A 22,794-nucleotide genomic window follows, 5' to 3' on the forward strand; every position below is an offset into this window, starting at 1 on the left:
ATTAAGCATATCAAACACCAAGCAGCTCTTTCAACACAGCGCTGGCTTTGGCAAAATCCATCTGGCCGGTATAGCGCTCTTTGAGTACAGCCATAACCTTACCCATATCGCGCAGACCTTCCGCACCGATTTCAGCAATCGCGGCAGCGCTGTTCGCACGGATTTCATCATCGCTGAGCTGCTGCGGCAGAAACTCTTTAATGATTTCGATTTCAGCACGCTCAGTCTCAGCCAGTTCAATACGATTGCCTTCTTCGTACATTCTCGCGGATTCTTCACGCTGCTTGATCATCTTGGCAAGGATTGCCAGCAATTCATCGTCGGTTACAGGATCTTTGCCTGCACCGCGATTAGCAATGTCACGATCCTTCAGAGCAGCCATAATCAGGCGCAGCGTTGAGGAACGCATTTTATCATGGGCTTTCATAGCCGTTGTCAGAGCTTGCGAAATTTCCTGACGCAGCATTTTTATCTCCTTGAACAGGATAGCAATATGCTTTTCGTTATCCGGTTTGTTAAATTTATAAAATCCGGCAATATATGCAACAAGGCTGGCCGGAATAAGCAAATCAAAGGCCTTATAGCGCAATTTAGCGTTCTGGCAAAAGCAGGCACACCGTTTTTTCCGCCTCAAACTGCAAGATTGCCTGAATACATATCTGAATCCGGTTAAAAACAGTACGGTCAGCAATTGACCAGCCCATAAGATTTCTTTACATTGTTAATCTTAGCAGAAGATTTTTTTCGTTCTCGCGACGGGGCTCATTGTATCCGGCGCGTTTTCGCACGACCTGTCTCAACTTATAGGACGGGCCCCTCTGCATAACAGCACAGCGCGCAATTTTGATCAGGAGTGCCTCAATGACCGAAACCACACCGAAAACCGCACCCTGGACGATTTCCAAACCTACAGCTGTCCTCGTTCTTGCAGATGGCACAGTCATTGAAGGCAAAGGCGTTGGCGCAGTCGGTGCAATTGAAGCCGAGGTTTGCTTCAACACCTCGCTCACCGGTTATCAGGAAGTTCTGACCGATCCGTCCTATGCAGGTCAGATCGTAACTTTCACATTTCCTCATATCGGCAATGCCGGCACAAATGAAGAAGACAGCGAGCGCCTTAATGCGGGCAGCCGTTCCGGTGCTGTCGGCACAATTATCAAAGCGGATATCACTGCGCCGTCGAATTATCGCTCAACGCAGGATTTCGACAAATGGCTGAAGCATCATGGCATCATCGGTCTCAGCAATATTAATACACGCGCACTGACCGCGCTGATTCGCGAAAAAGGCGCAGCCAATGCCGTGATCGCACATGATCCGAGCGGCAATTTTGATATTCCGGCGCTGAAAAAGCGGGCAGCGGCATGGGCTGGCCTCGTAGACCTCGATCTCGCGAAGAATGTAACCTCCGGCCAATCCTCCGTCTGGACAGAGAAATCATGGGTCTGGAATGAAGGCTACGGCCAGCAGGGTGAAGAACAGTTCCACGTTGTAGCCATTGACTACGGTATCAAGCGCAACATTTTGCGCCTGTTTGCTGATCTTGGCGGCAAGGTCACCATTGTACCGGCAACAGCAACAGCTGAAGATATTCTGGCGCATAATCCGGATGGTATCTTCCTCTCCAATGGTCCTGGCGATCCTGCGGCGACCGGCGAATATGCAGTACCGACCATTCAGAAACTGATTGCAACGGATATTCCGCTGTTCGGCATTTGCCTCGGCCACCAGATGCTGGCGCTGGCAACAGGCGGCAAGACAGTGAAGATGCATCAGGGTCATCACGGCGGCAACCATCCGGTCAAAGATCATACAACCGGCAAGGTTGAGATCGTTTCGATGAACCACGGCTTTGCGGTGGATGCGGACAGCCTGCCGGAAGGCGTGGAAGAAACCCATATCTCGCTGTTTGACGGCACGAATTGCGGCCTGCGGATTATCGGCAAGCCGGTATTCTCGGTACAGCACCATCCGGAAGCGTCTCCGGGTCCTGAAGACTCGTTCTACCTGTTCCGTCGCTTTATCAATCTGATCCGCACACGCAAGGGTCAGGAACCACTGCCGGAACGCGAAGCGGCCTGAAATAAATACTGATAAACAAAATAAAAAGGCCGGTGAAATTCACCGGCCTTTTTGTATTTCTTACTATCAAGCGCTACGTCATATTCGGGATGATGGCGTGGTGAAAATGGTGATTTTCGAGAACCGGAGCGCAGTGCACTTTAATGTGCATGAGCACCGGAAGTCGAGGAAAGCGCCATTTGCAAACCGTCAGCACCCGAATATATCAAATAGGGTTGTTGAAGGTATCGCAGGCTTCCACTTTCCCTGTGTCGAAGCCACGCTTGAACCATGTGGAGCGCTGAGCAGCGGTACCGTGGTTAAAGCTTTCTGGAACGACATAGCCTTGGGCGCGCTTTTGCAACGTATCGTCACCGATCTGATGGGCGGCATTCAATGCTTCTTCCAGATCACCCTGCTCGAGCAGACCTTTTTGAGCAGTGAATTTACCCCAGACACCGGCAAAGCAATCGGCCTGCAATTCCACGCGCACGGACATGGCATTCGATTGTGCTTCACTCATGCTTTGGCGCATCTGGTTAAACTTAGGCAGAATGCCGAGCAGGTTCTGAACATGGTGCCCGACTTCATGCGACAATACATAAGCATGAGCAAAGTCACCGGAAGCGCCAAAACGCTTATCCAGCTCATTGTAAAAGCTCAGATCAATATAAACCTTCTGATCTCCGGGGCAATAAAACGGCCCAGAAGCAGCAGAGGCAAAACCGCAAGCTGACTTAACCTGTCCATCAAAGAGAACAAGCGTCGGCTTTTTATAGGTCTGTCCGGCAGCCTGAAAAATACCGCTCCAGACTTCTTCTGTTTCTTTCAAAACAACACGGGAGAAGCTTGCAGCCTCATCATCCGCACGCGGCGCAGTTGCGCCCCCTCCGGCGGAGGTTCTGCTTGCCGAAGGTGCCTGCGTGGTTTGCACAGAGCCATCGCCAAACAATAGCGGCAACGGATTGATCCCGACCATCCACAATACCAGAGCGATTGCACCGAGCATTATGATGCCGGAAAGCCCGCCGCCACGCACAACACGAAAGCCCGGACCACCAAGCCCGCCGCCCCTGCCGAACCCTCCGGGCGCACCACCGCCACTGCCGCGGCGATCCTCAACATTGTCACTCTCTTCGCGACCTTGCCAGCGCATCGGCGCTCTCCTTATTTTATACAATTCCGTGATAACTATAATAAAGCGGAAAAGCGTTGCCCGCTACTCTGTCACTGCGTTATTTAGCGAAGATAAAACGAGGACTATTTGAAAAGCACCTGTCAGCCGGTCAAATTTAAATAAGATTTGTTATAAACTCCGTTTTTCTCCCAAATATCGTATTTAAGGGGTTACTTTCCGCGAACTGATTACCTATAAGACACGCTTAGCCCAGACGCATCACACAGCCTCTGAACCCGACGGTCATCCGTTCGGGCTTTTGCCGCAGAGCCATATAAGCGCTAAACACAGGATAGAGCCATGCCAAAACGCACAGACATCAAATCGATTCTGATTATCGGAGCGGGACCAATTGTTATCGGTCAGGCATGCGAATTTGACTATTCAGGCACTCAGGCCTGTAAGGCCCTGAAAGAAGAGGGCTACCGGATCATTCTGGTGAACTCCAATCCGGCAACGATCATGACTGATCCTGATCTGGCGGATGCCACTTATATCGAACCGATCACACCGGAAGTTGTTGCCAAAATCATCGCCAAAGAGCGTCCGGATGCACTGCTGCCAACAATGGGCGGCCAGACTGCGCTGAACACAGCGCTGTCGCTGAAGCGCATGGGCGTTCTCGACCGCTACAATGTGGAAATGATCGGCGCTGATGCCAAGGCAATCGACAAAGCCGAAGACCGCGCGCTTTTCCGCGAGGCAATGGCTAAAATCGGCCTCGAAACACCAAAATCCATGCTGTCCAATGCGACCGATGTAAAAGACGAAGATCGCAAAGCCCATAAGATCAAACGCGAAGAGCTAAAAGCCAAGCTTTCCGGCGATGATCTCGATAAGGCGCTCGACAAGCTGGAAACCGAATGGCAGCTCGGCGAAACCGACCGCAAGCAGCGCTATATGACCCATGCTATGGCACTGGCAGCGCAGGCGCTTGACCATGTTGGCCTGCCGGCGATCATCCGCCCGAGCTTTACTCTTGGCGGCACCGGCGGCGGCATTGCCTATAACCGCTCGGAATTCTTTGAAATCGTAGAAGGCGGCCTTGATGCATCGCCAACCACCGAAGTGCTGATTGAAGAATCCGTGCTCGGCTGGAAAGAATATGAGATGGAAGTTGTGCGCGACAAAGCGGACAACTGCATCATCATCTGCTCGATCGAAAATATCGACCCGATGGGCGTGCATACCGGCGACAGTATTACTGTTGCCCCTGCCCTGACGCTGACTGATAAAGAATATCAGATCATGCGCGATGCTTCGATTGCAGTGCTGCGTGAAATCGGTGTGGAAACCGGTGGCTCCAACGTACAGTTTGCGGTTAATCCTGAAAATGGTCGCCTGATCGTTATCGAAATGAACCCGCGCGTATCCCGCTCATCCGCTCTGGCTTCCAAAGCAACCGGTTTCCCGATTGCTAAAGTTGCTGCCAAGCTTGCTGTTGGCTACACGATGGATGAACTGGAAAACGATATTACCGGCGGCGCTACTCCGGCTTCGTTTGAACCAAGCATTGACTATGTTGTCACCAAGATCCCGCGCTTTGCCTTTGAGAAATTCCCAGGTGCAAATAATGTTCTGACCACCGCAATGAAGTCCGTTGGTGAAGTTATGGCTATCGGCCGTACTTTTCAGGAATCTTTGCAGAAAGCCCTGCGCGGCCTTGAAACCGGCCTGACCGGTCTTGATGAAATCGCCATTCCGAATATCGAAGACGGCGATGAGAAAAGCGCAATCCGCGCGGCCATCGGCACACCAACACAGGATCGCCTGCGCATGGTTGCACAGGCCATGCGTCTTGGAATGCCGCTTGATGAAATTCATGCAGCCTGCAAAATCGATCCTTGGTTCCTTGAGCAGATGGCTGAAATTGTGGCTATGGAAGAGCGTGTTCGTGAACATGGTCTGCCGCAGGATGCCGAAAATATGCGCAATCTGAAAGCGATGGGCTTCTCGGACAGCCGCCTAGCCGGTTTGATCCGCAAAGATGCCAAGGACGTTGCCAAACATCGCGCAGAACTGAAAGTGCATCCGATTTTCAAGCGCATTGATACCTGCGCTGCGGAATTCGCATCACCAACCGCCTATATGTACTCAACCTATGAGGCACCTTTTGCCAATATCGACGCCTGTGAAGCTGATGTTTCCGAGCGCAAAAAGGTTGTTATTCTCGGTGGCGGCCCTAACCGTATCGGTCAGGGTATCGAGTTCGATTATTGCTGCTGCCATGCGGCCTTCGCGCTCAGCGATGCCGGTTATGAAGCAATCATGATCAACTGTAACCCGGAAACGGTTTCGACGGACTATGACACTTCAGACCGTCTTTATTTTGAATCACTGACCGATGAAGATGTGATTGAAATCCTGCGCAAAGAGCAGGAAAAAGGCACTCTGCATGGCGTGATCGTGCAGTTCGGCGGTCAGACCCCGCTGAAACTGGCGAATGCACTGGAAAAAGCCAATATTCCGATCCTTGGCACTTCGCCGGATGCAATAGATCTGGCAGAAGACCGTGATCGCTTCCAGAAACTGCTGATCAAGCTTGGCCTTAACCAGCCAAAGAACGGCATTGCTTATTCTGTTGAACAGGCACGCCTCATTGCCAGCGACCTCGGCTTCCCGCTGGTGGTTCGCCCGTCTTATGTTCTGGGTGGCCGCGCCATGCAGATCATTCATGATGAGCGCATGCTGCAGAAATATCTGCTGGAAACTGTTCCTGAGCTGGTGACCGAAGATATTAAAGCCAAATATCCGAACGATAAAACCGGCCAGATCAACACGCTGCTGGGCAAAAACCCGCTGCTGTTCGATACCTACCTGACGGATGCAATCGAAGTGGATGTTGACTGCCTGTGCGACGGTAAAGACGCCTATGTTGCCGGTATCATGGAACATATTGAAGAAGCCGGTATTCACTCCGGTGACTCAGCCTGCTCCCTGCCGGTTCACACACTGAGCGATGAAATCGTTGCTGAACTGGAACGCCAGACCATTGCTATGGCCAAGGCGCTCAATGTCGGTGGTCTGATGAATGTGCAATATGCGATCAAAGACAATGTGATCTACGTGCTTGAGGTTAACCCACGTGCATCGCGTACCGTGCCTTTCGTGGCTAAAACCAACGGCACACCGATTGCCAAGGTTGCAGCCCGCATCATGGCCGGTGAAAGCCTTGAACAGGCACTCGCAGCCTATGGCGGCAAGCCTGATGTCAAAGCACAGCGCCACATCGCCGTGAAGGAAGCCGTGTTCCCGTTTGCGCGCTTCCCGGGCGTTGATACCCTGCTCGGCCCTGAAATGCGTTCGACCGGTGAAGTCATGGGTCTTGATTATGACTACGCACTGGCTTTCGCAAAAGCACAGCTGGGTGCAGGTGTTGACCTGCCACGCGACGGCACGCTCTTTGTGTCCGTTCGCGATCAGGACAAAGCACGTATCGTATCAGCAGTTAAACGTCTGGCCGATCTCGGCTTCAAAATTCTGGCAACCGGCGGCACACAACGCTATCTGGCGGAACAGGGCATTGAAGCTGCCAAGATCAACAAGGTGCAGGAAGGTCGTCCGCATATTGAAGACGCCATCCGCAACCGTCAGGTGCACATTGTCTTCAATACCACAGACAGCGTCAGCGCGGTTTCCGACAGCAAGTCGATCCGCCGCGCGGCTTTGATGCACAAGCTGCCATATTATACCACTATGGCCGGTGCAGAAGCGGTATCGGAAGCTATTGCAGCACTGAAAGCCGGCTCGCTCGAAGTTCGTCCGCTTCAGGACTACTTCAAGAAGGACTGAGCCCGGTTATAGACCCTGATTTAAAGGCAGCCTTCATGGCTGCCTTTTTATTTATGCTCTATAAATGTCAGATATTTATTCTTCGCGGATGTGCAAAATCCTGTTCGCCCGCCTTGTATTGGTCAATAATGTCGCATATGTTACCCTCATCGAATTTTCGGTCGAGTGATTTTGCGGCCCGCACGGCACTGCCTTGCTTCTCATGATCTTCCATCAACAACTTCGATCCACCGGGAACGCTCGAAAGGCGAACCTGAATTTACTATGAACTTGAAGGAATTTCCCATGGCTACGGGAACAGTTAAGTGGTTTAACACGACCAAGGGTTTCGGTTTTATTCAGCCTGATCAGGGCGGCACAGACGTGTTCGTTCACATCTCCGCTGTACAGCGCGCTGGCCTGGCTCAGCTCGATGAAGGCCAGAAAGTCACCTACGAAATCGTGCAGGACCGCCGCTCTGGTCGTTCATCTGCCGACAACCTCGTTGCAAATTAATTTGCAAACAGGCAGAGCCGCGTAAAAGCAGGCTCCGGGCTGAAGATACAGGGCGTTCCGGTCACACTGACTGACAATCTGGGATCGAATAAAAGGCGGGTTTTCCCGCCTTTTCTTTTTTGTGTTTTTTTAAGTAAAGCACTGTAATCACGCGCTGCTATAAAAGCTTTCCTTGCACTTTGATAATGTTTGCGACATAAAGCTGTAGCCTCAGACTGAACAGTCCGGCTCTATATCAGCGTTGCTCCCCACCGGCATTATACAGCCTTAAAAGCTGCACCTTCTCCGGATAACACATGCGACCAGATTGATCTGCGCTCGCGACGGGCTCAACAACGCCGCTATAGCGGCTGCGCAGCTGCTGGCAGCAACGCTTATACACACGCGGTTGAGGAGATTGCGCTGTGTTTTAAGTTTTCTTTTATCCTCCGGCATCCCAGCCGGATCGCCAGTTCCATTCAGGAGTAATGATCATGGCATTCCTCGCCGACGCACTGTCCCGCGTAAAACCATCTGCCACTATCGCTGTCAGCCAAAAAGCCCGTGAGCTGAAAGCCAAAGGCAAAGATGTTATCAGCCTTGGCGCAGGCGAGCCGGATTTTGATACCCCTGAAAATATTAAGCAGGCAGCGATTGATGCCATCAACCGCGGCGAAACCAAATACACCCCTGTTTCCGGCATTCCTGAACTGCGCAAAGCTATTGCTGCGAAGTTCAAGCGTGAAAACGATCTGGATTACACACCGGAACAGACCATTGTTGGTACCGGCGGCAAGCAGATTCTGTTCAACGCCCTGATGGCTACCCTCAATCCGGGCGATGAAGTTATCATCCCTGCGCCTTATTGGGTGAGCTATCCGGAAATCGTTGCCCTGTGCGGCGCAACACCGGTGACCGTTGAAACAACAATGGACAACCAGTTCAAGCTGCAGGCCGCGGATCTGGAAGCTGCGATCACACCAAAAACCAAATGGCTGATCCTCAACATGCCATCCAACCCGACCGGCGCCGCTTACACTGAAAACGAAATCAGAGCACTGACCGATGTGCTGCTGCGTCATCCGCAGGTTTGGATTCTGACCGATGATATGTATGAGCATCTGGTCTATGGTGAGTTCAAATTCATGACACCGGCGCAGGTTGAGCCAAAGCTCTATGACCGCACACTGACCATGAACGGCGTCTCCAAAGCCTATGCCATGACCGGCTGGCGCATTGGTTATGCGGCAGGCCCTCTGCAACTGATCAAAGCTATGGACATGGTGCAGGGTCAGCAGACCTCCGGCGCGTCTTCCATTTCTCAGTGGGCTGCTGTTGAAGCTCTCAACGGCCCGCAGGATTTCATTGATAAGAACAAGGCAATCTTTCAGGGGCGCCGCGATCTGGTTGTCTCCATGCTCAATCAGGCCAGTGGCATCACCTGCCCTACACCGGAAGGCGCTTTCTATGTCTATCCTTCCTGTGCAGGCCTGATCGGCAAGACCGCTCCTTCAGGCAAAGTCATTGAAACCGATGAAGACTTTGTTTCCGAATTGCTGGAAGCAGAAGGCGTGGCTGTTGTTCACGGCTCAGCCTTTGGTCTCGGACCAAACTTCCGCATTTCCTATGCAACATCTGAAGCACTGCTCGAAGAAGCCTGCATCCGCATTCAGCGTTTCTGCTCTTCCCTGCGCTAAGCTGCAAACATAAAGCGTTTAAAGCCCCGGACGATCTCACCGTCCGGGGCTTTTTTATTGTGCTCACGCCCGCGCATGGAGAATGCTGCGCCCACAGGCAGGCCAGCATAACGCGCTAAGAAACAGGATTGAGTTTTGCCCCTCAGGAATCCGGACAAAAAAAAGCCGGACAAAAGCCCGGCTTGGAATTTTGAAGGCGTCATATGGACAAGCCTTCAGAGGGGAACACTCAGCGATGCGCAATGGGAGGAGGAGACGCATCACTAAGATGACCTGTATATGCTCCTTTAAGCCTGATTTCACAACGCCCGATATTGCACAGCAGCCATGCATTTTCAGATAGCTCAGCGTCTTGAACGGGATTTCTTTGCACAGGTCGTCATTCAAAATAAAAAAAGCCGGTAAAAACCGGCTTTTCCAATGCAACTGGCTTTATTCAGTAAGACCAGTTCCTGGCCTTTGAGAAAATAAAATCGCGGAAAACATGCAGCTTCGCCGCATTTTTCAATGCTTCCGGATAGCAGAAAAATGTATCGAATGTAGGAATCTCACCCAATGCAGGCAGCAATCGCACCAGACCCGATGTTTTATCGGCCATATAATCAGGCAACACGCCGATCCCCACCCCACCGAGTACAGCACGGCGGATTGAAAGCAGATTATTGACCTGCAAGGTCGGAATACGTGCACCGCCATCTGTGCGGCCAGCCGTTTCCAGCCAGTTCAGCCCCATCAGATAAGAAGGAGCGGATTCACCAAATGTCACAATGCGATGCTCATCCAGCTCTTCTATTGCATTCAGCTTGCCATATTTGGCAATATAACCCTCAGACGCATAGACATGCATATGCACGGTAAACATGCGTCGCTGAATCAGATCAGGCTGCTGCGGCTGGCGCAAACGCAAAGCGCAATCCGCATGACGCATCGTCAGATCCAGTTCCTCGTCATCAAGGATCAGCTGAACCTGAACATCAGGATAGAGATCGGCGAATTCTTCCATCCGCTCAATCAGCCAGCCGGAACCAAGTCCTACTGTCGTTGTGACGCGAAGACGACCTGAAGGTTTTTCACGGTTTTCATTGAGTTTGGAGCGGACATTTTCCAGCTTCATCAGCACATCATGTGCCGTACGATACAGGATTTCGCCCTGCTCAGTCAGAATAAGGCCACGCGCATGACGATAGAACAGCGCCACACCGACATCCTGCTCAAGCGCACTTACCTGACGTGAAATTGCAGATTGTGACAAATGCAATGTCTGCGCCGCATGGGTAAACGAGCCGGCTTCAGCAGCGGCATGAAAAATGCGTAGCTTATCCCAGTCAAGTGGTGCCACCACACTATCCCCTTTTCATGCAATGCCCGCATGCATATCAACGGACATTGCTTTTCATCCTCCGGCGCATAGCAGAGAGTCTGCCCTGCACGTCCCACTTCAATTGCAGCCAGCAAATCAGAATCAGCTGATAATGGCTACGTGTCAAAGAACTAAATTTTGTGGCAACTTTAAAGAGCTGGCGCACGAAATATCCGGCACCAGCCATTAAAATGCACGAACTCAGCAAATTCCCTGACTAAGCAACGGGTTGAGCTGCCAGCCAGCGCTCAGCTTCAAGCGCCGCCATACATCCCATACCCGCTGCAGTAACAGCCTGCCGGAAGGTTTCATCTGTCACGTCACCGGCAGCAAAAACCCCTTCAATACTGGTAGCCGTTGAATCCGGAGCAGTCCACAAATAGCCGCTATCCTTCATCTTCAGCTGTTCTTTGAACAATGATACCGCCGGCGCATGGCCGATTGCCACAAACACACCATCCGTCTTCATATCTGAAACAGCACCGGTCACAGTGTCTTTAAGACGCGCACCGGTCACAATCGGTCCCATAGGCGGGTTGGCAGGATTTCCGGTGATTTCCTCAACCGCATGGTTCCAGATAACCTTAACATTTTCACGCTTGAGCAGACGTTCCTGCAAAATCTTTTCCGCACGAAAAGTATCGCGACGATGAACAACGGTCACAGATTTCGCAATGTGCGAAAGATACAGTGCTTCTTCAACAGCTGTATTACCACCGCCGACAACAATCACATCCTTGCCGCGATAGAAGAAACCATCACAGGTGGCACAGGCCGAAACGCCGCCACCCATAAAATGCTGTTCGCTTTCAATACCAAGCCATTTGGCCTGCGCACCGGTCGCAATAATCACAACATCACTGGTAAACACTGTGCCGCTGTCGGTCTTTGCCGTAAACGGGCGCTTGGAGAGATCAACTTCCGACACCAAATCATAGACGATTTCAGCGCCGACATTTTCAGCCTGCTTGGCCATCTGCTCCATCATCCACGGCCCCTGCACGGTTTCCGCATAGCCAGGATAGTTTTCAACATCGGTGGTAATCATCAACTGACCACCCTGCTCCAATCCAGTAACAATCACCGGCTTCAACATAGCGCGGGCAGCATAAATGGCGGCCGTATAACCGGCAGGACCCGAACCGATGATGAGGACTGGAACATGGCGCTGTGTCATTGAATATTCTCTTTTCCGCGTGATTTCATTGCTGCGCTATGTATTGCTGAAACACATTTGCGCAGTGGTAACCTGAAACTAGGTTTCACGGTCTCTGATTACAAGCTGAAGCAGGACTTAAGACACGCTTAATCACAAGCAAGTTTGTACCCGCAGCTGAAAACTACCCAAGTGTTTCTGAGAAGTCACAAACCTGCTTTTGTGTTGGCGCCCCATAGGAAATACATAAATATTTTGCTAGATTCCTATAGTTTTCCTATAAAGCCACTCAACCCGTGCTGCTGTTATATAGGCTGAGAAAGTCCTGCTTACGGGAAAGCATTGTTTAAGCCGAAAGGGCAGGATCATATTTCGCTTTGTAAGTAATATCTGTGCGCGTTTAGGGATGATGATGGCTGTAGCCATGTTGTTTCCTGCCATGTTTGATTTGCGCGACGGCACACCGGACTGGTTGATTTTCATCCGCTCATCCCTGTTTACCGCCGGTGTTTCTTCTCTGGTGTTTCTTTCAACCCAAAACAGTCATGTCCGCTTTTCCCCGCGCCTTGGTTTCTTACTAACCGTTTCGCTCTGGGTTACGGCCGCATTGCTCGGCTCCATACCGTTTTATTTCTCGCATCTGCCAATCAGTTTTGCCACGGCACTGTTTGAATCCACCTCCGGTATTACAGCCACCGGCTCCACCGCTCTTACCGGCCTTGACCAGATGCCCCGCGGTATTCTGATCTGGCGCTCGCTGTTGTGCTGGATCGGCGGTATCGGGTTTATCGGTTTGGCGCTGTTGCTGCTGCCATCCTTGCGCATCGGCGGTGTACAGCTGTTCCATATGGAATCCTCTGATAAGTCAGAGAAAATTCTGCCGCGCGTCAACCAACTGGCGATCGGCATTATTATCGCCTATTGCGGTTTGACCATCCTGTGCATCATTTCCTTCTTTGCAGCAGGAATGGGCATGTTCGATGCCATCAATCACGGGCTGACAACGATTTCCACGGCTGGTTATTCAACCCACGACAGCTCTTTCGGCTTTTTCAACGGCAATAATGCTATTCTGATTGTTGCAATGGTATTCATGACACTCGGCTCACTGCCGTTTATTCTCTACATCAAAGCCGTCATACCGCAGCAAATGCCCAATCTGCTCGACCCGCAGGTTAAGCTGTTTCTGACATTGATTGTGCTATTTACTTTCGCCTTGGCTGTTTTGCTGCGGGTCAGTTCAGACATGCCTTTCGGTAAAGCTCTGATTACCGCAGGTTTTCATTTCATATCTGTACTCACAACGACAGGCTTTGCCACAGAGGACTACACGCTCTGGGGGCCTGCGGCTGTCGGCGTGTTCTTTCTGGCATCATTTGTCGGCGGTTGTGCGGGTTCCACATCGGGCGGCATGAAAATCAACCGCATCATCATTCTCTGGCGCACAACACAGGCCAGCCTGACACGTCTGGTTATGCCCCATGCGGTTGTGAAAGCGCGTTACGGCTCAACGGAAATTACCTCCGATATTGCGCAAAGCGCGCTGCTTTATCTGTTCTTATATTTCTCATCGCTGGTGCTCGGCACAATGGCGCTTGCAGTCTTCGGGCTGGATTTCATCTCAGCCTTTACCGGCGCGCTCACCGCCCTCTCCAATGTCGGCCCCGGCCTTGGTGAAACCATCGGCCCTGCAGGCAACTTCTCCACCATCAATGATAATGCACTATGGGTGCTGAGCTATCTGATGCTGGCCGGTCGTCTGGAACTGATCACCGTGGTTATTCTGTTCACCCGTGCCTTTTGGGTACGCTGATCAGAGCAGTTCACGAAAAACTGATCCGCTGACATAAAAGAAAATGATGCAGAATGGTTGATAATTTCAATTAACCATTCTCATTGTTTCATTCATGCTATAATGCAGTGACTCTAAAGCAATTCTTGGAAAAGCTGCAAACGGCAATCAGCCTTGCATTGTTGTTATATAATTGCTTTATGCATTCACACGATATCCATACTGCCGTCCGGCAGTTAACCGCTTTCTATTGCACCCTCTTACGGAGTTCCTATGCCGATTAAGGTTGATCTTGACGATATTGACTGGAAAATTCTGCGGGAACTGCAAAATGACGGGCGGATGACAAATGTCGAACTGGCAGAGCGGGTTGGCATTTCAGCGCCGCCATGCCTGCGACGCGTTCGCAAGCTCGAAGAGAGCGGCATTATTCAGGGCTATCAGGCGATCATCAAAGGTGAAGCCGTTGGTCAGGATCTCGTAGCCTTCTGTTCCATCGGCCTGAAACATCAGTCCGACAGCGAATTGAAAGCCTTTGCCGAAAAAACCAAGTCCTGGTCGCTGGTGCGCCGCGCATGGATGGTTTCAGGTGAATCCGATTTTCTGCTGCATTGCGTAGCGCCAAATCTCAATGCATTCCAAACATTTGTCATTGAAGAGCTGACAGCCACACCAAATGTGGATTCCGTGCGTACAGCGCTGACGATCCGACCGGTCAAAGATGAAGTGCTGATTGCGATTTAAATTCGCTCAACCCAATAATGAACATTAAAAAAGCCGGTTAAAACCGGCTTTTTTTATTTCTGTGCGAAAATATGGTCGTAAAACTCGCCAATCGTTTTCGCTTCGCGTTCAAGCGGGAAAAACTCTCTCACCCGCTGCAAACCTTTTTCCGCATGCTGCGCAGCCAGCGCAGGGTCGCGCAGATAATTCTCAATCGCAGGCGCCATTGTTGCACCGGAAGGCACCACATATCCGGTCTCGCCTTCAATCACGATTTCAGGATAGGCACCGGCATCACTGGTAACAACAGCCGTTTTGGAAGCCATAGCCTCAAGCGGCGTCAGGCCAAAACCTTCGGTACGGGACGGCGCCACATAAACATCAAGGCGACGATACCATGCACTGATACTGTCGCCCGCAGGATCAGCACTGACAAACGGGACTTCGCCTAAAAAGATAATCCGCTCTGCAAGACCCGCTTTTGCAACTTTATCCTGCAGCTCTTTCTCAAAGCCCTGATGCTCAGCTGTTGCACGCCCTGCCACCACTGCAGTCCATTCAGGATAGCGCGGCAACAGTTCAATCATCGCATCAACAAAAAGGTCGGTGCCTTTTTGGTGGCGTACACGTCCGAAACAGCCGATGGCATATTTGCCGGGCAAACCGGTTGCAGAAAAATGATCCTGCGGCACGCGTGGCGGATGAAACTGCTCCAGATCAATGCCATGCATACTAACAATATGCGGCACTTCCAGATAGCTGGCAGTGCGCCCGCTTGTTGCCAGAACACCGTCCATACGGCGGATCAGCCATTTGGTGAATTTCTTATGGTGGCGCTGTGAAGCTGAGGTGAAAATCACCTTCAGCTTCATTCGCAGCACATCGCGCATCAAAATCCCTGCCAGCATTTCGACATTTCGTCGGGCATGCCAGATACGGAATTTTTTGCCGGAAGCAGGCTTGCGCCACAGTCCTCTAAGATCCCGCAAGTTCACATGCGGCAGGTCATCCGGCAGTCCCCGTCCGACGGCAGCAATTCTTATTCCCATTTTACGCTGCACCGGCACCAGCTGGACAATCGTCGAGGTGACGCCGGAGAGACGTTTTTTAAAATTCGGAGCAAGAACATCCGTGTCGATAAGGGGAACACGCACTGGTCAAATATATCTCATACCAAGAATTTCATAGGAACGGGCACCGCCCGGCGCATTGAATTCCACAGTATCGCCTGCGCTTTTGCCGATCAAGGCACGCGCAATCGGTGAAGAGATAGAAATGCGGCCTTTTTTAACATCCGCTTCCTGATCGCCCACGATCTGATAAATGCGCTCTTCTTCGCTGTCTTCATCAATCAGCGTAACAGTCGCACCGAATTTAATGGTCGTGCCAGTGAGCTTAGAAATATCAATCACTTCAGCGCGGGCGATATAATCTTCCACTTCGCCAATGCGGCCTTCATTCAGGCTCTGCGCTTCTTTCGCTGCATGATATTCGGCATTTTCAGAAAGATCGCCATGTGCGCGCGCTTCCGAAATCGCTTCGATAATGCGCGGACGCTCTTCCTGCTGACGCCAGCGCAGTTCCTCTTTAAGCTGATCAAAGCCAGCCTGTGTCATAGGGAACTTTTCCATGCCCTGTCCTTTCTCATGCCTGTGCGCGGTCTTCAATCGCGCTAAAACACTTCGCAGCCTGCGGTTACGAAAATGTATAAACAAAAAAATGAGAGTATTCTGCCTCCCGTTCCGGACACAAAACACTCCGAGACTCAAAAATAAAACGGCCACCGAAGCAGTGCCTCGGAACCGTTCATCATTCATCATCTGTTTCAGTTATCGTGCCAGCTTTGCAAACAAAAAGAAAGAGCAAAAAGCATCGGCAAAAAACTTGTGAAAAACTTCGGCTCCGTCAATCATACGCCAAGTTTTTCTGAAACAAAATTTTAAAAAAACTGTTCTTTTTTACTAAAAACAGTCAAGATTTTTTACATGAGTTAAGCGAAATAAAAACGCTCAGGCAATACATAAGACTTCAGTATAAAGTATTATATGCCTGATGATTTCAGAAAATCTCAATTTAATGCGCTCAGAATCATTTCAGCTATACGTTGCGGTGACATAGCACCGATGAAATCCGGCTTGCTTTCCTGCAATAATACAGCATAGTGGCCGCTGTTTTGCACTCTGTCCTGCCCTGCTCCTGTCCGGATCAGCTTTTAAATCTGTCCTGTTTGAAACAGATAACAGCCGCCCGGGAAACATGGAAAGCAGCGCCCTGCAAAAGACCGCAGGGATTGGTGCTGAATAACTATCAGCGACTTCTTATATTCCGCAGGCTTCCAATGACCCAGTCACGCGCTAACTTACTGCTTCTTTTCGCCGGCCTGATCTGGGGGCTTGGATTCGTCGCCCAGTCGACAGCGATGGAAAACATCGGGCCGCTCACTTTTATCGGCCTGCGATTTATCGTGGCGACTGCAACAGTTGCGCCTTTCGCATTTATGGAAACCAAACGCGCTTCCAAACCGCTCACACTGTCAGATTTTAAAGCCTTTATCATCCTTGGCAGCATGTTGTTCTCTGGCATGGTTTTGCAGCAAACCGGCCTGCTCACGACATCCGTTACCAATGCGGGCTTTCTGACCGGACTTTACGTGGTTCTGGTGCCTATTCTGGGTGTGATTTTATTTTCGCAATGGCCGCATCCGGTTGTCTGGATCTGCGCAGTACTCAGCCTTACCGGCATATTCATGTTGTCCGGCGGTTCTCTTGACGGTTTCAGTCAGGGCGACTGGCTGATGATGGCGGGTGCTTTCTTCTGGGCTCTTCAGGGGCTGTTCATTGCCCGCTATGCTCTGCGTATCGGCAAACCTGTCACTATGGCCTGCATTCAGTTTGCCGTTGTGGCCGTTGCCGGCCTTATTTGCGCAGTCATTTTTGAAAAAATTGAGTGGCAGACAATTCAGGCTGCGGCACCGGAAGTGCTGTTTACCGGTATCTTCTCGTCCGGCGTGGCCTTTACGTTGCAGGCTATCGGCACGCGTTATACCAGTGCTCCGCAAGCCGCAATCTTCCTTTCATCCGAGGCTTTATTTGCCGCACTGTTCGGCGCGATACTCCTGAGCGAGCGCCTGCCAGCCATTGGCCTTGCCGGTTGCGCCCTGATTTTCCTCTCCATGCTGATGGTGGAAATTATTCCCCGTCTCCGCTTTAGAAAAACAAGACGACCACAACCTGTTCTTGCAGAAAGCACCGAGTGATACACATCTGCATTCAAAACAGCACGAATATGATTTAAAAGTCACGCAGGCACTTCAAACCATATGAATTGCCTGCGTCTTGTATTTTAACAGATTGCCAGAGCAGCCAATTACTGCTTTTAAAAATACACAGAACATCATCCTGCTTTCGCAGGAAGTGTTCAAATTGATTATGGTCGTGATTTCAGGTCTCAGCTACCGGCAAGGATAAGACAGCGAATGACTCGTATTCTGTTTCTGGCATTCGTTTCCATTATACTCAGCGGCTGCACCGGATCGCGCGCTGTGCTCTGGCATGGCCCCAATTCCAGCCCTGCTGCTGTTGCAGCCGGAAATGCCGCGTTTGTCAAACCGGCCAAACCGGCAGCAGTTGTTCCGGTTTATATTGCGACAAGCCGCCAGCGCAGCGATGACTTTTCTATGCCATATAATGCCAAGCGCTCAGACCAGCTCAACTTCTCGCGCGTTGATGTCGGCATTCCGAAAGCCCACGTAAAGGGTGTTGTGGAAAAAACCGGTTATAAACCTGATCCGGCCAAGCATTTTGCGGCAGTCAGTTTCCAGCCGTATGATAGCGCCCAAACTTTTGTCAATCAGCTCAATCAGGCCTTGGACAAGCAAGCTCCAAAAGATCAGGAACTGCTGGTTTTTGTGCATGGCTATAATAATAACTTTGCTGACAGTACCTTCCGCGCCGCGCAATTTACACATGATTACGGGCTGAAATCCGTCACAATTCATTATGCATGGCCGTCTGCCGCTTCCCTCGGCCTCTATGTTTATGATCGTGACAGCGCCAATTTCGCCCGCGACGGTCTGGCAGACCTGCTGAAACTGGCAGCAAAAACTAAGGCAAAGCGTATCCTGCTCGTCGGGCACTCTATGGGCAGCTTTGTGACAATGGAAGCATTGCGCACCCTCTCGCTCAATGAAGAGCAGGCCACACTGAAGCGTCTGACCAATGTGCTTCTTGCAGCACCTGACATTGATCTGGATGTGTTTGAAAAGCAGATCAAAGACGTAGCACCGTTACCACCGATGGCTGTTCTTGTTTCACGTAACGACAGCGCGCTGAATATCTCTGGCCGGATTACCGGCGGCCATTCCCGCGTAGGCGACGGCAGCAGCATTGAAACGCTGCAAAAATACGGCATTGCCGTGCTGGATGCCAGCAGTGTTGATGGCGGAGCGCACAGTGTGTTTGCCTCATCCCCGACGCTTATGGCACTGGTGAGTGACGGCAGCCTGTCTCTCAATACGCTGAAAGGCGAAGGGCAGACCTCCGGTCAGGCAATTCTGGCAGACGGGTCCAATGTGATTACCGGTGCAGCCTCTATGGTCATTTATCTGCCCGGTCGCATTCTGACTGCCGCAGCCACAGGTTTCCAGCAATAGACAACATAGTTACACAGCCCCGCAGGTGTTTTCTCTGCGGGGCTGTGATTTTTCATAATAACCACGTTTAACAATATTCATATCAATTGCGAAAATAAGATATTATATTGCAACAATATGCATTCAGGTTGCATTCACATACCCCCGTATAAGTTCAGGAAAATATCGCAAGACGTGCTTTGAAGCATGTTGCGGAAGCCCGGAGGCCAACATCTTTAAGGATGACGGCATCTGTTCGGAACATGCGCTTGTGGTGAAAAGACGGAACCGCCATGCAGGGTCATTCGTTTAGAATATATAAGCGCCCTTTTGACGCTCCGATCACGAACAAGCCGCGATAAAGAGCAGAGACGGCTCTCTGCATCAAAATCAAAACCGGATAATTCATCACGGGGAGAACGACAATGAAACGGGTTATAAAATCAGCACTGATTGCTTTTGCCCTGCTTTCTGCAACCGCAGCACAGGCGGCAAATGCGATTGTAACAACCAATCTTAACCTGCGTACCGGACCAGGCACCAATTACCGCACACTCGGCTCCATCCCGAACGGAGCGCGCGTGGATGTGCGCGGCTGCACAAGCGGCTATGGCTGGTGTCAGGTGAGCTATGCAGGGCGCTCCGGCTGGGCCTCCTCCCGCTATCTCGCAGTACGGGAAGGCTCGTCCGGCGGCTACAGCAACAATAATTTCGGCAATACAGCCGCTGCTATCGGTATTCCGCTGATTGCCGGTGTGGTTATCGGCTCCGCACTTAACAATGACCGATACGATCGGTATGACCGCTGGGATCGTCCGTATTATCGTCCGCACCGCCCGCATTATCGTCCGGGCTGGAACGGTCACCGCCCGAACCGTCCGGGTTGGGAAAACGGCCACCGTCCGAACCGCCCGAACTGGAACCGTCCGCGCCGTATGGGCGAAGGTCCGCACGGCCAGTAAGCCGGTATAATCTCTACAGGCATAATCTGAACGCCGCAGTATCGTCTGCGGCGTTTTTATTTCAGAACAAATAGCAGCCGAAATCAAAAACGTACTCTTTTCGTTCTATACTTACTTGCCTATATTCGGTATAGCTATTTGAAGTCCATATCCGTCCGCTGAGAGAGTTCTGGCATGTCGAAAAAAGATAAATCTCCGGATTACACTGAAGCCACCGGCTTCGGCGAACAGCCACAATCTGCCGGCTTCGGCGAACAGCCTCAGGCAGAATTCTCCGGCGCTCCGCTCTCATCATCGGTCGGAGACTGGTCACGCATGATCAGTGATATGGCAGAACAGCCGGAAGCTATAGCGCCGAAAAATCCGGCGGCCAAACCGGTCACTCCTAAAAAACCGGCAGCAAAAAAAACAGAATCTTCCAAAGCACCAACGTCCAGAAACAAAGCAGCCACGCTGAAAGAACGCGTTGCTGCGGGTCTCAATCCGGTGTCCGGTATGGACATCACAATGGAAGATGCTGCCAATATGCCTTCAAGCGGAGCAACAGCAACCGTTGAAGCCTTATCCGCACTGATTGAATCCGGTAATCCGCTGTTCAAAAACGGCAAGCTCTGGGCTCCGCACCGTCCTGAACGCCCTGCCAAGTCCGAAGGCGGCATCCAGATCAAAATGGAAACCGAATATACCCCTTCCGGTGACCAGCCGACGGCGATTGCCGAACTGGTGGAAGGACTCGAGAATAACGATCAGACACAGGTTCTGCTTGGTGTAACCGGCTCGGGCAAGACCTTTACCGTCGCGAATATCATTGAGCGTACACAACGCCCTGCTCTGATTTTGGCTCCAAATAAGACGCTCGCTGCACAGCTTTACGGTGAGTTCAAAAGCTTTTTCCCGAACAATGCGGTTGAATATTTTGTCTCCTATTATGACTATTATCAGCCTGAAGCCTATGTGGCGCGCTCCGATACATTCATTGAGAAAGAATCCTCTATCAATGAAGAGATCGACCGGATGCGCCACTCGGCCACCCGCTCACTGCTGGAACGTGATGATGTGATTATCGTCGCCTCCGTCTCCTGTATTTACGGTATCGGTTCGGTTGAAACCTATACTGCAATGACTTTCGAGATGAAGATCGGCGACCGCCTCGACCAGCGTCAACTGCTGGCAGATCTCGTTGCGCAGCAATATAAACGGCAAGACATCAATTTCGTGCGTGGTTCCTTCCGCGTTCGCGGTGATACGATTGAGCTCTTCCCTGCCCACTTGGAAGATCGTGCATGGCGCATCTCGCTATTTGGCGATGAGATTGAAACCATTACAGAATTTGATCCGCTGACCGGTCAGAAGACCGGTGATCTCAAATCTGTTAAAATCTATGCGAATTCGCACTATGTAACCCCGCGCCCGACACTCAATCAGGCAATCAAATCCATCAAAGAAGAGCTGAAACACCGGCTGGTGGAACTCAACAATGCCGGACGTCTGCTCGAAGCGCAGCGCCTTGAACAGCGCACCACATTTGATATTGAAATGCTGGAAGCAACCGGCTCCTGTGCCGGCATTGAAAACTATTCGCGCTATCTCACCGGTCGCCAGCCGGGGGAGCCGCCACCGACATTGTTTGAATATATTCCTGATAATGCTCTGGTTTTCATTGATGAAAGCCATGTTACCGTGCCGCAGATCGGCGGTATGTATCGGGGCGACTTTAAGCGCAAAGCAACGCTGGCGGAATATGGCTTCCGCCTGCCATCCTGTATGGATAACCGTCCGCTACGCTTTGAAGAGTGGGATGCTATGCGTCCGCAAACCGTTGCCGTTTCCGCAACGCCGGGCAAATGGGAAATGGAGCAAGCCGATGGTGTGTTTGCCGAGCAGCTGATCCGCCCGACCGGACTGATTGATCCGCCGGTGGAAGTGCGCCCTGCCCGCTCGCAGGTCGATGATGTGCTGGGAGAAATCCGCGAAACAGCGAAAAACGGCTATCGTTCACTGGTCACAGTGCTGACCAAGCGCATGGCCGAAGACCTGACCGAATATCTGCATGAACAGGGTGTACGCGTCCGCTATATGCACTCGGATATCGACACGCTGGAGCGTATCGAAATTATCCGTGACTTACGGCTTGGGACATTTGATGTTCTCATCGGCATCAACTTGCTACGCGAAGGCTTGGATATTCCGGAATGCGGCTTTGTTGCCATTCTCGATGCTGACAAAGAAGGGTTTCTGCGTTCAGAAACCTCGCTGGTGCAGACAATCGGCCGTGCAGCGCGAAATGTTGACGGTCGCGTCATCCTTTATGCCGACACGATTACCGGCTCGATGAGCCGCGCTATGGAAGAAACCAGCCGCCGTCGCGAAAAGCAGGTGGCCTACAATACCGAACACGGCATTACACCAGCCTCTATTCGCAAAAACATCTCGGATATTCTGAATTCCGTCTATGAGCGCGACCATGTGCGGGCAGATATCAGCGGCTTTGCAGAGCAAGGTGGCATGGTCGGCAACAATCTCGGCGCCCATCTCGAGCATCTTGAGAAGAAAATGCGTGATGCTGCTGCTGATCTCGACTTCGAAACAGCTGCAAGATTGCGCGACGAGATCAAACGTCTGCGGGAAAAAGAACTCGCTATTGCGGATGATCCCTTGGCTCGCGAGGCAGAAATGTCGCTCGAACAACCATCCAGAGGTGGCCGCAGAACATCGCCGTCACCATCACTGTTCAAAAAGCCGTCCCTTGATAATATGGGGCCTGGCACAGACATGGCAAAACCGCTTGGCATACAGAACGATGACAGTGCAGCGCCGGTCAGAAGACATCGCACCGGTGCTGGTTCCTATGAAGATCCTGTCGATGTAAAGCGCAAAACCCGCCGTTCAGGCAAAACCGGTCGGCCGGGCAAATAATCCGGCTGGCAGTATCAACTGACCTGTTTATTGTCTGTATTGACACCGCAAAAC

Annotated in this window: 17 protein-coding genes; 10 read left to right on the forward strand and 7 right to left on the reverse strand. The window is 51.4% G+C overall.

All coding sequences use genetic code 11. The features are described from left to right. Positions 1 to 10: 10 nt before the first annotated feature. Positions 11 to 466 (reverse strand): GatB/YqeY domain-containing protein, encoded by a 456-nt coding sequence (locus tag P8H26_RS08810; protein WP_289632565.1) that lies wholly within the window; start codon positions 464 to 466, stop codon positions 11 to 13. A 395-nt stretch (positions 467 to 861) separates the two neighbouring features. On the opposite strand from P8H26_RS08810, the gene carA reads away from it, so the two are divergent. Next, positions 862 to 2,082: a glutamine-hydrolyzing carbamoyl-phosphate synthase small subunit gene (gene carA / locus P8H26_RS08815; protein ID WP_289632566.1), complete on the forward strand. Its 1,221-nt coding sequence runs from the start codon at positions 862 to 864 to the stop codon at positions 2,080 to 2,082. Positions 2,083 to 2,287: 205 nt separating this feature from the next. On the opposite strand, the gene P8H26_RS08820 is transcribed toward carA, so the two are convergent. Continuing rightward, positions 2,288 to 3,217 (reverse strand): neutral zinc metallopeptidase, encoded by a 930-nt coding sequence (locus P8H26_RS08820; RefSeq protein WP_289632568.1) that lies wholly within the window; start codon positions 3,215 to 3,217, stop codon positions 2,288 to 2,290. Positions 3,218 to 3,538: 321 nt separating this feature from the next. Between P8H26_RS08820 and carB the strand changes: the two genes are divergently transcribed. The 3 genes from carB (at position 3,539) to P8H26_RS08835 (ending at position 9,201) form a co-directional block, all read left to right on the forward strand. Further along, positions 3,539 to 7,030 carry a carbamoyl-phosphate synthase large subunit gene (gene carB, locus P8H26_RS08825; RefSeq protein WP_289632569.1) on the forward strand — a complete coding sequence of 1,164 codons (3,492 nt, stop codon included), beginning with the start codon at positions 3,539 to 3,541 and terminating at the stop codon, positions 7,028 to 7,030. Positions 7,031 to 7,315: 285 nt separating this feature from the next. Next, positions 7,316 to 7,525 carry a cold-shock protein gene (locus P8H26_RS08830; RefSeq protein ID WP_289632570.1) on the forward strand — a complete coding sequence of 70 codons (210 nt, stop codon included), beginning with the start codon at positions 7,316 to 7,318 and terminating at the stop codon, positions 7,523 to 7,525. Positions 7,526 to 7,998: 473 nt separating this feature from the next. Beyond that, on the forward strand, positions 7,999 to 9,201 hold the full coding sequence (locus P8H26_RS08835) for a pyridoxal phosphate-dependent aminotransferase (RefSeq protein ID WP_289632571.1): 1,203 nt from the start codon (positions 7,999 to 8,001) through the stop codon (positions 9,199 to 9,201). Here the strand turns inward: P8H26_RS08835 and P8H26_RS08840 are convergent. The 3 genes from P8H26_RS08840 to trxB all read right to left on the reverse strand — a co-directional run bounded on the left by P8H26_RS08840 (position 9,198) and on the right by trxB (position 11,738). Next, positions 9,198 to 9,404 carry a hypothetical protein gene (locus P8H26_RS08840; RefSeq protein ID WP_289632572.1) on the reverse strand — a complete coding sequence of 69 codons (207 nt, stop codon included), beginning with the start codon at positions 9,402 to 9,404 and terminating at the stop codon, positions 9,198 to 9,200. The two genes, P8H26_RS08835 and P8H26_RS08840, sit on opposite strands and share 4 nt — an antisense overlap. Before the next feature lie 233 nt (positions 9,405 to 9,637). Next, a complete protein-coding gene (locus P8H26_RS08845; RefSeq protein ID WP_289632573.1) occupies positions 9,638 to 10,543 on the reverse strand; it encodes a LysR family transcriptional regulator in 906 nt (301 codons plus the stop codon). Positions 10,544 to 10,778: 235 nt separating this feature from the next. Continuing rightward, positions 10,779 to 11,738, reverse strand: coding sequence for a thioredoxin-disulfide reductase (gene trxB, locus P8H26_RS08850; protein ID WP_289632574.1), 960 nt, complete (start codon positions 11,736 to 11,738; stop codon positions 10,779 to 10,781). A gap of 391 nt (positions 11,739 to 12,129) precedes the next feature. Between trxB and P8H26_RS08855 the strand changes: the two genes are divergently transcribed. After that, complete coding sequence (locus P8H26_RS08855) at positions 12,130 to 13,530, forward strand: TrkH family potassium uptake protein (RefSeq protein ID WP_289632691.1); 1,401 nt, start codon at positions 12,130 to 12,132, stop codon at positions 13,528 to 13,530. A gap of 252 nt (positions 13,531 to 13,782) precedes the next feature. Then, positions 13,783 to 14,253, forward strand: a complete 471-nt coding sequence (locus P8H26_RS08860; protein ID WP_289632575.1) for an Lrp/AsnC family transcriptional regulator — start codon at positions 13,783 to 13,785, stop codon at positions 14,251 to 14,253. A gap of 53 nt (positions 14,254 to 14,306) precedes the next feature. Here the strand turns inward: P8H26_RS08860 and P8H26_RS08865 are convergent, their stop codons facing one another. Together P8H26_RS08865 and greA are read right to left on the reverse strand one after the other, a co-directional pair. Continuing rightward, a complete protein-coding gene (locus P8H26_RS08865) occupies positions 14,307 to 15,386 on the reverse strand; it encodes a glycosyltransferase family 4 protein (RefSeq protein WP_289632576.1) in 1,080 nt (359 codons plus the stop codon). A gap of 3 nt (positions 15,387 to 15,389) precedes the next feature. Continuing rightward, positions 15,390 to 15,863 (reverse strand): transcription elongation factor GreA, encoded by a 474-nt coding sequence (greA, locus tag P8H26_RS08870; RefSeq protein ID WP_289632577.1) that lies wholly within the window; start codon positions 15,861 to 15,863, stop codon positions 15,390 to 15,392. 707 nt (positions 15,864 to 16,570) lie between these two features. Between greA and P8H26_RS08875 the strand changes: the two genes are divergently transcribed. From P8H26_RS08875 to uvrB, 4 genes are all read left to right on the forward strand, one after another. Continuing rightward, entirely contained in the window at positions 16,571 to 17,488 is a 918-nt protein-coding gene (locus P8H26_RS08875; RefSeq protein ID WP_289632578.1) for a DMT family transporter, read from the forward strand. Between the two features lie 219 nt (positions 17,489 to 17,707). Beyond that, complete coding sequence (locus tag P8H26_RS08880) at positions 17,708 to 18,883, forward strand: alpha/beta hydrolase (RefSeq protein ID WP_289632579.1); 1,176 nt, start codon at positions 17,708 to 17,710, stop codon at positions 18,881 to 18,883. Between the two features lie 404 nt (positions 18,884 to 19,287). Further along, complete coding sequence (locus P8H26_RS08885) at positions 19,288 to 19,824, forward strand: SH3 domain-containing protein (RefSeq protein WP_289632580.1); 537 nt, start codon at positions 19,288 to 19,290, stop codon at positions 19,822 to 19,824. A gap of 174 nt (positions 19,825 to 19,998) precedes the next feature. Beyond that, positions 19,999 to 22,740, forward strand: coding sequence for an excinuclease ABC subunit UvrB (gene uvrB, locus P8H26_RS08890; protein WP_289632581.1), 2,742 nt, complete (start codon positions 19,999 to 20,001; stop codon positions 22,738 to 22,740). Positions 22,741 to 22,794 lie beyond the last annotated feature (54 nt).

Origin of the sequence: Pseudochrobactrum sp. sp1633 (genome assembly GCF_030376605.1) — a bacterium.
Classification (GTDB): Bacteria; Pseudomonadota; Alphaproteobacteria; order Rhizobiales; family Rhizobiaceae; genus Pseudochrobactrum.